This is a genomic window from Streptomyces sp. NPDC020898, from assembly GCF_044333925.1.
Classification (GTDB): Bacteria; Actinomycetota; Actinomycetes; order Streptomycetales; family Streptomycetaceae; genus Streptomyces.
Genome location: NZ_JBIRRV010000008.1, coordinates 191,443 through 204,674, shown reverse-complemented (window position 1 = coordinate 204,674; position 13,232 = coordinate 191,443). Strand labels below are relative to the sequence as shown.

Sequence of the window (13,232 nt, the reverse complement as noted above, 5' to 3'; positions counted from 1 at the left end):
CGGGATTCTGCCAACGCAGTCAGACAGCCGACCCCGTCTGCAGAGCCGCCTCCACCTTGGCCACCTGCCGGGAGATGAGCTCCTCCTTCACGACCGGCATGAACCGCTTCTTCTGCTGCTCCGACAAGGAACTACTCATACCACCATGTCCATGGACGTAGACGATCACGCTGCCAGTACGCACGAGAACATATGAATCATACGTGTCAATTCCATCCTTCGAGAGCGAAGTTTTCACGTGAGCACTTTCATCACCCACCTCCGCCACTGCGCCGGTTGAGACTTTTGCGCGAATAGAACCTCCATACCGCGAACGGAAATCCAGGGTCCGACAAGCAGAGAGAGACTTCTCCATGCTTGAGAACGCCCGCTCCGCCTCACCTGGAGGATAACTAGTCAAAATCACCGGCATAGTGTCAGCGAAACTCCTTTTCTCTGTCACATAGGACCGCGAATACCCGGTCGCCTTCTCGCCTCGCGCTCGGAAAATCATCTCCGCCAGGGGCACGCATTCGGCCGGGGAGGCGTCAATCTTCAGCTTCTCCAGATCCGCCAACGTCTCATCCCCGTGCGTGATCCTGTAGCCCGCTATCTCACCCTCAGTCAACCTGACAGCCTCCAATTCGGCCTGAGTGAGCGCGCGCGATTCCGGGGCAGCGGCAGGACTCGACGCCGCCGGGCGCACCGAGGCGCCAGCCGCGCTGCTTCCGGAAGGCGAGCATCCGGTAGCCGACAAACCAAAAATAACTAACAGCGTTCCAGGGTATTGAATCCAGCAGTAGTACTTCACTTGTACTCCTTGTCAAACTCGCCACGATCAAGCTTTCGAAGCTGAACCAGTGGCGCACCCAAGAGCATCCATCAGAGATGGATATACACAACCCGGAATCGGGATGATCGACGCCGTTTCAGCAATCGATAGTTCCCCGTTCTGTCATGCAGTACTTACCAAAGAGATTCCTGAGAAGCGGCACTTTTCTTGCCGAGCACCAACTTCAATCTTTGGAGCATCGCAAGCCACTCCTCTCCGTCCCCTCCTCGACTCCAGTCGTCCCACAGATCATTATCCTTGAGGAGCAGTCGAGATACCGCGGTGAGCGCCAAGAAAACTAGATCTTTCGGGATTTCTGGGAGCTCGCCAGAGGGTCCGCACACCTCCGATTGAAACTCTTCACCACCGTCAACTTTTTGGACGGTCAAAGCGGCGGCGGCGATCGCAATCTCCGCCCCACCTCCGTCGACGTGGGAGCTGACATCGTCCGCCACCGCCGCGAGAGCCGCGCGCAGCATCTCGATCCGCTCAGACTGAGGCGCATCGTCTAGATCGCCAGCAAAGTCGGCGGCGGTATCATTATCGAACGGCTTATATCCCCATGCTCCCATAGGTGCTCCTTTGGCTACGGCAAACCCTCTGGCGCTTCATTTACTCTACTCATCAAAGGGGAGTTCGAGTTGACTCGACCTCTGTTGGCGATCGTTGTAGAGATTGCGACCTCGCCCCTCGATGCCACTGCTAAGTTTAATTCCTATCTTCTCGAGCTGAACCTTAACGATATGTTCTTGAATTCTGAGAGCGTCGTCATCACCGCAGACGTGAATGCAGATGACAGAGCCATCCTTATCACGCCTGCCTAGGTCTGCGTGCTGCTTCAGCCGCCTGTCGAGGTCATTCGTCTTCCCGACGTACACATGCCCGGGCTTGGAAGCGTCATCGAAGATATAGACACCCTGATTCTTATTGCAGTTGTGAACCAGGACCGGCGTGGCACCTGCAAGTACATAGTACGTGTGTAGGTCACTGACCGTCAGGTTGTGAACTTTCAGTGACAGCACGTTCCACTGCTTGACCTCGACGATCCGTGCATACGCCCCGACACTGGTGCGCAGCCGCTCCCCCACCCGCAATTGCGCGGCGTCGACCCACTCACCCAGCTCCGCAACCCAGAAGGGGTGCCCGTCAGTCGCCGTGACCGAAGCAGTCCTGGTGCCCTTGTCGCCATCGATATCGATCGTCACCTTGACCAGACGCTTCCAGCCCTGGCCCGTGATCTCGGCGGTGACCGTCTTGACTACGGTTTTGCCCGTCTTCGGGTCGGTCGCCAGGACCTTGTCGCCGATCCGGACGTCCTCGATGGGCTTCGTGGTGCCATCCGCCATCAGGACTTCGGTGCCGGGCACGAAGCTGTTGCACTTGAGGACCTTGGCACCCTTGAACACCCTCGCCAACGGCAGGTCCAGTGCCGCCGAACCGCAACTCTTGGCGCTGTCGCCGCTCAAGCAGCTCTTCCAGGCATCGACGTCCGGGGCGATCAATTCGACGACGACCGCGGTGACCAACTTGTCGAAGCCGCTCTGCTCGTGGGTGACCAGGCCTAGGGCCTCGGCAGCACCGCAGAAGGCTGACTTCTGGTCGTCCGGGCTCAAACACATGCCCTGAGCCCAGACCTTGACCCGTTCCTCTTCGGCGTACTGGGGGAACCTCGCCTCCAGTTCGCGGGCCATCGGGACCTGTTGGTTCTCGATCAGGACGTAGCCGTTCTCCTGTCTGACGTTGACCGCCTGCGCAGGACTGTCCCCCGAGGACGCGATCACCGTGCCGGAACTCGTCGCGTTCGCCGGGTCAGCCGTCCCCGTCTGCGGGTCGTAGCCGACGGAGTCCTGGATCTCCTTGGAGCAATCGGCAAGGGAGTATAGGCAAGGGTCGCCGTTGTGCGGCTCCGTGCCCTGCGGGTCCATGAAGGTGAGCGGGTTGTTGTTGCCGTAGTTGTAGCCGTTGATCTGCTGCGGGTCGGTCAGGTCCATCAGCGGGTCGACCGAGAGGAAGCGGCCCGTGGACGGGTCGTACTCGCGGGCGCCCAGGTGGGTCAGGCCTGTCGACGCGTCCTTCGTGCCGCCGACGAAGCCCTTCGTTCCTGGCCAGGACGCCGGCTCTGGGCCCCGTGTACCACCGAAGGGCTTGGCGCGGCGCTGGCTGAGCTGCTGGGTGGCGGCGTCGATGGCGAGGAGCGCGGTGCCGTGGTGGTCGGCGGTGGTGAAGGAGACCTTGCCGTCGTTGCCCTGGATCGCCTGGTGGCCGCCGCCGAGGGCGATGTACCGGGTGACCTTGGGGGTTGTTGTGCCCTTCGCCACGGAGATCTCGGTCGTGCCCAGGTAGGCGGTGGTCTCGGTCGGGGTACGGGCGATCAGACGGTTGCCGTCGGCGTCGTAGACGTACTCGGTGATCTTCGGTGATCCGCCCTCGACCGGCTCCGTGACCTTCGCCAGCCGGCCCTCGGCGTCGTAGTCGAGGTCCTGGGTGGTGCCGCTGCCCAGAGTCCGGGTGTCCGTGTTGCCGGTCGCGTCGTAGGTGAAGCTGTCGCCCGCGACGACGCCGGGGCCGGTCCGGGTGACCGACCTCAGGGCGTGTGGCCGGACTACGTTCGCGCCCGGCGTGGGGTAGTCGTAGACACTGGAGACGTTTTTCGCGGCATCGCCCGTGACGTCGTGCTCGACCTCAGTGCGCCGGTTGCCGATCTTGTCGTAGGTGTACGACTGCCAGTACGGCACCGGGCCGCCGAGTACGGACGCGTCGGGTGCGCTCGCACAGGTGCCTGTGGACTGGGTCCATGCCTCTGTCAGGCGGCGCAGGTAGTCGTAGTCGAAGCACTGAGTGTCCGTGCCGGAGCGGGAGGTGTCCGAGACGGAGAGGACGTTGCCGATCTCGTCGTAGCGGAAGCTGGAGGCCTGGTCGACGCCCGCGATGTCCTGACGGTTCACTCGGCTGAGGGCCAGTCGCCGGGTTCCGGGCTCGTACTCGTTGGTGATTCGGACGAACTTGCCGCCCGCGTTGGACAGTTCGTACTGGAGCGGATCACCGGTCAGGCTGTAGCCGACCGAGGACTTGATGCCTTCGCGGCCGTCCACGGTGATCGGCCGCAGCGTCTCGTCCTCGTAGGCGTAGGCCACCGAGGACGCGGCCAGGGCACCGGCCTTGGGTAGGCCGACGCTGCCGATCTGGCCTGACTCCTTGTACGTGGCGGTCGAGAGGTAGGTGCCTGCCAGACCCTTGTTCGCCTCCGTGTCCGGGATGGTGACGGAGGTGCGCAACGGTCGGTAGAGGCGGTCGTAGGCGACGACCTTCGAGGTGTAGGCCTGGCCGTCGTCGGTATAGCGGGTGGACTCGGCGATGTGCCCCTTGGCTTCGCTGATCGTGTCGTACGTCCACTTGGCGCGCAGGGGGCCAGTCGCTGACCCGGACCGCAGCTCGGTCTTGCGGCCGAGGCCGTCATAGGCGTATGCGAGCGTGTTGCGGGCGTCCGCCATGGAGGTCAGCAGGCCGCGATCGTCGTAGAAGTACTTGAGTTCGCCCTTGTCCGGGTCCTTGGCACGTTTGAGCTGGCCGAGCAGGTCGTACTCGTACGTCCACTCGTTGCCCGCAGGGTCCGTGACCTTGGACACCGCTCCGCTCTGCGAGAAGCCGTACGTCGTGGTGTCGTGCGCGGAGTCGGCGGTGCGCTGGTGGTGCTGGCGCAGTTCGGTGGTCTGGCCTCGGGAGTCCGTCAGCGTCGTGGTGGCGGTGCCACCGACCGGCGGGATGACTGTGGTCCGGTCGCCGCCGTAGATCGTCCTCGTGGTGTTGAGGACCTTGCCGCCGTCACCGTTGCCGAGGATCTGCCGATGCTCGGTCCGCCGGCCCAGTCCGTCGTAGGCATAGCGGCTCTGGATCTCCACATCGTTTTCGTCCAGCGGCTTGTACAGCGTCGTGGACGGCTTCTTCAGCGCGTAGTAGGGCAGGAACTCCTGGGCCGTCAAGCCGCGTTCGTCGTAAAGGACGTCGGAGAGCAGCACTCCGCCGTCCGGGCCGGGGTCCTGTGTCTGACGAGGGCGCAGGAAACCGTCGTAGAGGACGTACGAGGTGATCTGGGCGCCATTGTTGCCGAGGGTCTTGGTACCGACGGCGATCGGCTGCTTGTCCGCGAGGGTGTAGGTGTACTCGTACGTGGGGACGTCGCCGGTTCCCCGGTCGGCGAGCCACACCTTGGCCGTGCGGCCCAGTGCGTCGTACGCGAAGTTGGTGACCTTGCCGTTGGTGTCGGTCTGCGTCAACGGCACCCCGCGCAGCGGGTCGTTGGTGGTGGTGGAATTCTGCGTGGTGGCACTGTCACCGGGCGTCACGGGTGGCGTGGTGACCTTGGCGGAGGTGGGGAAGCCCGTGGTCGGGGTGTAGGCCGTTGTCGTGGTGCGGCCGTCGGTGCGGTCCGTACGGGTCAGGGCACCGGACTTGACGGTGACGGTTCCGCTCAGGTCGTTGCTGGTGAGCTTGCGGCCGTAGGCGTCGTAGGTGGCGCTGGTCTCCGTGTACGTGGCGGTGGTGCCGTCGTGGGACTTGAGCATGGCGGTCGCCCGCGGGTCGCCCTTGGTGGGCGCCGCGTCGTAGGCGAGACCGTCGTAGGCGGTTCGGACGTCGGAGATGACGTCCTTGGCACGGTCGGTCGTGGCACCGCACGCCTTGGCCACCGTCTCGGCCCGAGAAGGCAGGGAGAGGATCGCCCCGGCGGCCGGGTAGGTGGTGCGGGTGCACTTGTCGTCGGCCGAAGTGGAGTCGTCACCGAGGTCGTTGGTCTGGTTGATCCGTCCGGCCGTGGTGTCGAAGCTGTTGTCCGTGGTGGTCGTACGCCACCTGGCGCCGGCGCCGTTGTCCAGCGAGGTCCAGGTCCTGGTCTGGTCGGTACCGGTGAGGTTGGCGGTGACCGTGCCCCAGTCGCGGACCTTGCTCGCGGTCTGATGGTGCCATGGCCGACTGACCGTCTTGGCCAGGACGTTGCCGCCGGGCCCGGAGTAGTTGACGGTCTTGTAGAGGAACCCGGCAGCCGAGTCGTGGTCGGTGAGGGCGGCGCCCTCACCCGTGCCCAGATCGACGCTGACCTCTTTCGTGCCGCCGGCCGGCGCCTTGCGGTCGCCGTCCATGCCCCGCAGGAAATAGCTGTCCGCCTGCGTGCGCAGCGTCGACGGTCCTTCTTGGCCTCCGGTCATCACTCGGACGTGGTCGTAGCCGCGCCACTGCGACCAGGTCTTGGACTTCTCCTTCGTCAGCCCGTCATCATCGTCGTAGTGCCAGGCCCCACCGCCGAGGTAGTCGTACGACGTGACCTGGTCCGGGGAACTGCCGGTGCGGTCGCCCAGAGTGACAGTGGAGGTGACGTACTTGTTGAACCAGTGCAGGTCGGGGTCGACGGTGGGGGTACCACCGAGGTACTGCGGGAAGCAGCGGGTGGTATTGGTCTGCGGGGTCGGCAGCGCGTCGAAGTCGCACTGCGGTGCCGAATAGCCGACGTAGATAGCACCGCCGGCTTCATCCATGACGGCGGCCAGCCGGTCCTTGGTGAACGGGGCGAACCCGTCGCCGGTCCTGTCCAGGCGGTTGTCGAGTTGCACGTAGGAGAACGTGGTCTTCGGCAGGGTGACCGCGGGGGCGGCGCTGTGTCCGGTGCGCTGGATGGAGTCCAGCTCCAGCTGGTAGTCGATGTCGGCCATGCCCCAGCGGTGGGCGAGCTTCCAGGAGTCGACGTCGGCGTAGGAACCGGACTTCAGTACCTGGGTCTTGACCGAACTGAGCAACTTCCGGGTGAAGAACACCGGGGAGAGCCGCCCCTTGTCACAAGTCGCGCCCTCGTCGCAGTTCAGGTCCCACGGGGTGTCGTACCAGTAGAAGGCGTCGCTGCCGATGGACGAGCAGGTGGTCTGCGCGTTCGGGAGGCAGCGCTCGCCGCTGGTGAAGTCGACCTTGGCCAGTGCCTGCACCGAGTACATGGTGGAGGACTTCAGTCCGTACTCGATCCGGTCGAGGTAGCCACCGCGTGTGTAAGGGGTGTCGTCCTCCGCCTTGAGGTTGCGGCCGTAGGAGTTGAGCTCTTTGTCGTAGTGGTACGCGATCGCGTTGCCGTGCGGATCGACGACATAGTCGAGGTTCCAGCGCCACCCCTGCTCGCACCAGGAGGCGGCGAAGGTGGAGGCGTGGCAGGGTTCGTCAGCGTTGTTGCCGAAGACCGGGACGGTCCAGGTGGAGTCGGTGGCCTCCTTTCCGGCCACCCAGCCCGGCAGCCGGTTGTAGCCGAAGTAGTACTGGGTCCCGTCGGGGGTGGTGACCTTCCAGTACTCGTCGTCGCGGGCCTTGTTGGCACGCACGTCCGTGGTCGAGCCGAATTTCCGCTCGATCTTCGTACCGTCATCATTCTTCAGCTTGAAGGCGTTAGTGCCGTTCGGCACCAGCTCGCCGCCCTTGCCGTTGAACGAGATGAACGCGTTGTCGTAAGCCCAGCACAGGTCACCGGGCCTGCCGCCGTCGGCGTTCTCCACTCCGTCGTCGGCACACGACTTGTAGCGGCGCTCGATCGACCCCGGCCAGATGTCGAAGCCGTCGCCCGCCCACGAGGCCTGGTTGTTGCTGTTGCCGGTCCGGCCATCGATCGAGCCCGAGGAGTACGACAGACCCACGCTCGGCGTGAGGCCGCCGGGGACGTCCGGGACTCCCATGTCGTACTGCCAGGAGAAGTCACCGGTGTTGAGGCTCGTGCTCCACGCTGCGGACGGGGAGAGCGGGGTTGCCTTGTAGTCGCCGCTCATGCCCGCGTCGTCGGCGACGGCCGCCAGGACAGTGGCTCCGGTGGCGCGCAGGGAGACGCTGGGGGCGGTGAGGGTCTGCCGCTCGGTGTCGTTGACGGTCTCGACGGGTTTGGCAGCCCGGCACTTGGCCTCGGCCGGTGTGGTCAGCGCGCACGCGGGCAGTTCGACGAGGCGCAGCCGGGCGGCGTACCCGCCGCCGAAAGTCCCGGCGAAGGAGGAGTAGTCGAGGCGGGTGCTTACGGCAGCCTTGGTCTTCAGCGGTTGCGAGGGCTTCAAGGTGAACAGTGGGCCGTCAGAACCGGCGCGCTGGGCGGCCTTTCGATCGTACAAGCGGGCCGCAACTGTGATGCTGTGGTCCGGCTTCACCGTCGTCTTCGTGCTGCCCACAGAAAGGGGCAGGCCCTTCGCGCGCACTACGGACGCGGAACGCGCGTTGAGTTCGACGGTCGCCGAGCCCGCCTTCGGCCAAGTGGCACGTGGGGCTTCCTGCGGGGTGCGGGGTCCCTTCGCGGCCGGGCGCGGGGGGATCGAGACCGGCGTGACAGCGACCGGCTTCTCGGACGACGGCAGGTCCGGGCGACCCGTGCCTCGGTCGGCGGCGACGCCTTCGGCCTGTGTCACGGCCTGGAGAAGAGTGCCGATCATGACCGCGGCCGAGGCCAGGGCGACGCGGCGGCGTAGCGTACGAACTCGCTTGCGGGCTCTACCGTTCATCCTCGTTCTTCATCCCTCGTGTGGGTGTGAGGCCGCTTCGTGGAAGCCGGTCGTGACGGTCAGTCGTTGCCGGGTACGGTCGTGTCGGCGCCCGGCTGCCCGGTCGCGAGGTGTCCGATCTGGAGTTCGTTCAGCGCGCCTTGGAATGTCCAGACATCGGAGACCGAACCGGGCCAATACCCGCCGGCCCGGTCGCGGCCGAGCTGGAGCGACTGAACGGCCTTGAAGGTCAGAACGTTCTCGGCCGACGAGACCTGGTCGGTGCAGCCCGCTACATCGGGTTCGCCGTCCTCGTCGGTGTCCTTGCAGGCGACTTCTTCCAGCTGTCCGTTGACGTAGAGCCGCATCTCATGGGCGAAGCCGTCGTAGACCAACGCCAGATGCGTCCAGTCCCGGGGGCTGTAGAACTGCCCGTTCTCCACGTCGGCAGACGCGGCGTCGGTCTTGTCCGCATCGGCGGTAGTGATCCGCCAACGGCCGCCGTCGGTTCCCGGAGTAGCACTCGGGATGTACCGCACCGAGAAAGCGTCCTTGTTCGTGCCCGGCGCACTGAGCAACGCGACCGAGCCGGTTGGAGTGGCCGCCGCCTGCGCGAACGCACTGACGGTGAAACTGGCCTCGGTCTCGAGCGGCACGGTGCCGGCCGCAGTAGCGGCGTATTGGTTGACGCCATTCAGTATCAGGTCGCCGTCGACCCAGCTGGGCGGCCCGATTTTGGCACCGTTGTAGAGACCAAGTCCTGCGCCCACGGGACCGGCGTCCGGAGTGACTGGCGTGGCGGCAGTTGAGGCGCTCTCGAACTTCCAGCGGCTCTTGACCAGCGACCGCTGCTTGAACAGCTGCCGTACTTCGTCGTCGGAGATGGCCCGGTCGTAGAGCCGCACATCGTCCATGGCGCCCTTGAGTGGGCTGATCAGCCCACTGGCTCCCTTGGCAGCGCCCAGCGTGACCTCGCCCGTGGCCAGCCATGGCGTGGTGTACGAGGTTGTGGCCGTCAGTACGCCGTTGACGTAGAGCCGGATCTCGGAGGCGTCGATGTCGTAGACGCCAACGACGTGGTTCCACTGACCGAGCCGTGCTGCGGCGCAGTTGCTGTTCGCAGGGCAGGCGGTCTGGATGGCCCGGACCGGGGTGGCGTTCGAGGCGTCGGCGGAGTGCCGCAGGAACACCCAGCCGCCCTGCGCCGTGGAGTGGTACAGCTCGAAGCCGGCGACGTTGGCGCTGCTCTGGGCAACAGCTGTCATCGCCCGGCTCTCCTTGTCCTTGGGCAGCTTGACCCAGGTGGAGACCGCGAAACTCTGGTAGGTGTCCATGACCGGCCGGCCGGCCGTCAGGTAGTCGTCGACCCCGTCGAACTCGACCGCGCGACCGTTCACGCCGTCGGCTCCGAGGGCGGTTCCGCCGCGTAGCTGGGCGGCGACCGGCTGGGCCCGCCCCGTCAGCGCGACAGCGTCCGCCTTCTCGTCTAGCGGGAAGACCAGCTTCGCGGGACGACCCGTGTCCACCGGGTTTCGTTCGTGAAGGCGGGTCACCTGGGCGTCTTCGAGCTGGTAGTCGAAGAGCTGGAACTCGTCGAGGGAGCCCTTGAAGAAGTTCTCGATAGTCCCGTAATGGGATGCGGCGCCAAGAAAGGTGCGGCCCCGTGCGTCCCAGGGCTCGGTGAAGGGGGCCGTGCCGACGAGCCCGCCGTCCACGTACAGCTTCATCACGTGGTTGACGTTGTCGAAGACCCCGACCAAATGCGTCCAGGTGTTGAGCCGGGACTCAAGGCATGTGGTGTCCCCGGCCGAGCAGGCAGGCTGGACGGCTCGGGCCGCCGAGCCGCCCGAGGCGTCGGCGGAGTGCCGCAGGAAGACCCAACCTCCTAGCGCGGTGGAGTAGTAGATCTCGAAGCCGCTGGTGTTGGCACCCGACTGGGCGACGGCGACGGTCCCGGACGTGGGAAGGTCGCTGGGCAGCTTTGCCCACACCGACACCGAGAAGCTCTTACCGGTGTTGAGGACTGGGGAGTCGGTGGCCGCGTAGTCGTCGACGCCGTCGAGTTCGAGGCCGGTTCCGGAAACACCCTCCGCGCCGGTCCTGACCCCGTTGATCGTGGCGGGCCACTCGCCGCCCGCGCCGGTGACCTGGCTCGCCCCGGCGCCCTCGTCCAGTTGCCAGGACAGCCGGTCGGGCTGACCGGAACGGACCCGGAAGTGGTAGGTGCGCGGCTCGGAGGCGTTACCGGCGCTGTCCCACGCCTTGGCCATGATGAAGTTGGGGCCCGGTCTGGTCGGCATCATCTTGATCGTCCTGGCGGCACCGCCCGTGGTGGTCAGCGTGTACTTGCTGCTGGGTGACCCGTTGATACCGATCCAGTACTTGGTGACGTCCGGGTCCGGCGCGTCGATGGTGAAGGTGCCGTACCGGCCCACTCCGTCCCACCAGGGGTCGTTCGGGTCGCTGTCGTCACCACGTGGGTACTGGGCTGAGGTTATGGAGGGACCGGCGGGTACCCCCAGGTCATACCGGAAGTAACAACTGTGGGCGCCTTGAGAACTCCAGGGAGACCACTGGCCGCTACCGTTGTCCCCGTTTTGGCCGTCCCAGACCCGTGCCTCCCAGGCGATCAGCTTGTCCGTGGGAACAGTGGTGGGCAGTGTGATGGAGAAGCCATGCCCCGAGGGCTTGGTCGTGCTCCGCGCCGAGAGCCAGTTACCCGAGTCCCACCGCGCCCGGAACTGCACCGAGACCCCCTCGTTGTCGGGGTCGGTCACGGCAGTGGCCTTGATCGTCGCGCGAGAGCGGATACGCACCGCTCCGGCGGACGTCATGCACGGGCCACCCGGGTCCATGATGAGCCGCGAGGTGCTGATCCGCGGCGGGGGACGGTTGTAGGTCACCCTCAGGTATGCGGCGTCGGAGAACCGCTTCCACGTGTAGCGGTCGTCCTCGTCGCTGGCGCGCATCCCGAAGGTGATCGTCGGCCACTTGTTGGCCGCTGCCTGAGCCACAACGTCCTTCACGTTGAACTCGGCGTCGGCCGAGGCACAGCCGTCGAAGCCGTACGCGAAGCTCCGCGTCTCAATGCGGTCGATCCAGAAGCCCGATGCGTTCTGGGTGTTCCAGGTGGTGGACGAGTTGATGCCCTTGGTCCGCCACAGTTGCACCTCGCGGGGCTGGCAGGAAGCCGCATGTGTCTCGCGTACGGTGAACTCGGCCTTGATGATGCTGCGGCCCGCGTACTTGGTGGTCGGGACCTGGTAAAAGAGTCGCTTCACGTCCTGCGGGGCGCAGTAGTTCCAGCCGCAGTAGCCGAGGCCCGCATCCGGGTCGCCGTTGAACTTCCACTGGGGTGAGCTGTCCCAGTACCGGGAGGCCACCGTCCAGGCAGTGGCGCGCGGTGTTTCCATCTGAGGGTCGATGAACACCGGGTAGACCGTGTCCGGGCCGGTGAGCAGCTCGCGATCCGGAGTGAGGACGAGTTCGTCGCCGCCGGCCGCGATGTCGACGCCCACGGGCTCCAGTCGTCCCGAGTCGCCGGCGCCGGGTTCGCCCGCCGCTTCTGCGCCTTGAGCGGTTTGTGCGGCCTGGACGGTTTCCGCTCGCCGGGACGTGGCCGGGGAGGTCTCTGCCCGAGCTGACTCCGCGGTGGCGGGAACCGATGCTAGGTTCGCGCCTGTTCCCTGGCTCTGTTCCTGAGTCGCTGGGCTGGAGTCCCACATGACCGGCCGGGGTGCTTCGAAGACGACACCACCCCCGCCCTCGTCGACAGCTTCGAGGCCGCCGTTCGCGGTCTCCCTCGCCACCAGGCCCTCGGTGCTCAACTTGAGGCGCAGTTCCGCGAGTTCCTCGCTCTGTGCCGCTTCCGCCGACTTGACGACGAGCAGTTGGGTGAAGCCTTCGGACCGGGCCGCGAGCCGGAGATCCACATCCGGCAGGATGTCGGGGTAGGTGGCCGTGTCACCGTCCAATCGTGGCGCCGGTACGGTGCCCGGCCACGACAGTTGGAACGTCCGTCCTGCGCGTTCCAGCCGCACCAATGGTCCTGTGCCCCCACCGGAGAAGGTCAGCCCGACCGAGACCGCCTTCGGCGCGACCATGCCCTTATTGGTGCCCGTGCCGACCACTGCGAGGGAGGGGTCGATGGGACGCCACTCGCCGTCGACTCGGGTCCGGACCGGCCGCATGTACTCGCGTGATTCCAGTTCCCCTTCAGGGGTGGCGTAGAGATCGCTGCTCTCGCCGCGCTGCGAGAGCACCTCCACCTTCTTGCCCAGGCGCTTCGCCAGCGCGAGTGCTTCGTCCTCGGAAGCCGCGGTACTGGATTCCGCCTCCGCAGAAGCCGGTTGCGCGCTCGCGGCACGCTCGGCCGCAAAAGCCGACTGAGCGGCCCGGCCAACGGGGAGCGCTCCCACCGGCAACAGGCCGACAGCCACGGCAACACCAGTACTGATCGCAAGTGGTACGACGGACAAGCCCGCCCCCCTGCGCCTACGCGCACGACGAAACATCGCCAGCCCTTCCCCCGTAACCAGCTGTGCCCCAGCCATGATCAATCTGTCATGACCATGTGAAGCTAGGCACGAAAAGCATCGGAAGGATGAATTCCATGTGGTGAAATCGTGAACTCAATTGCGAACCAAGGGACTTGAGTGGGCGCAAGGGGCACGAGAGACAAGATGGCGCAAAGATCCCGCCAATCGATCGGCACGTTGCCGAAGATGTGGGGACCACCGACCGGAGTCGTCGAGCGCAGCGGCACCCGCAGGCCGTCCCGGGAGATGACCAGCCCCGCCACCGCCACCCGACCCCGACTGCTACGGCGACCGGCCCGAACCGGTCCGTCGGTACGTCCGGCAAGCGCCCACTACGGTGGACGCACGCCCACGTCGCCGCCGGAGCCGACCCGCTCGTCCGCGTACGAAACCCAGCCG

Annotated in this window: 4 protein-coding genes; all 4 read right to left on the bottom strand. The window is 65.7% G+C overall.

Going from position 1 to position 13,232, the window contains the following annotated elements:
* Positions 1-19 precede the first annotated feature (19 nt).
* The gene (locus tag ACH4TV_RS25825; RefSeq protein WP_398401970.1) at positions 20-607 is read right to left on the bottom strand and encodes a hypothetical protein; all 588 of its coding nucleotides are present in this window, start codon (positions 605-607) and stop codon (positions 20-22) included.
* 338 nt (positions 608-945) lie between these two features.
* On the bottom strand, positions 946-1,383 hold the full coding sequence (locus tag ACH4TV_RS25820; RefSeq protein WP_398401968.1) for a DUF4259 domain-containing protein: 438 nt from the start codon (positions 1,381-1,383) through the stop codon (positions 946-948).
* A 45-nt stretch (positions 1,384-1,428) separates the two neighbouring features.
* The gene (locus ACH4TV_RS25815) at positions 1,429-8,316 is read right to left on the bottom strand and encodes a polymorphic toxin-type HINT domain-containing protein (RefSeq protein ID WP_398401966.1); all 6,888 of its coding nucleotides are present in this window, start codon (positions 8,314-8,316) and stop codon (positions 1,429-1,431) included.
* A gap of 59 nt (positions 8,317-8,375) precedes the next feature.
* Positions 8,376-12,734 carry a LamG-like jellyroll fold domain-containing protein gene (locus ACH4TV_RS25810; RefSeq protein ID WP_398401964.1) on the bottom strand — a complete coding sequence of 1,453 codons (4,359 nt, stop codon included), beginning with the start codon at positions 12,732-12,734 and terminating at the stop codon, positions 8,376-8,378.
* Positions 12,735-13,232 lie beyond the last annotated feature (498 nt).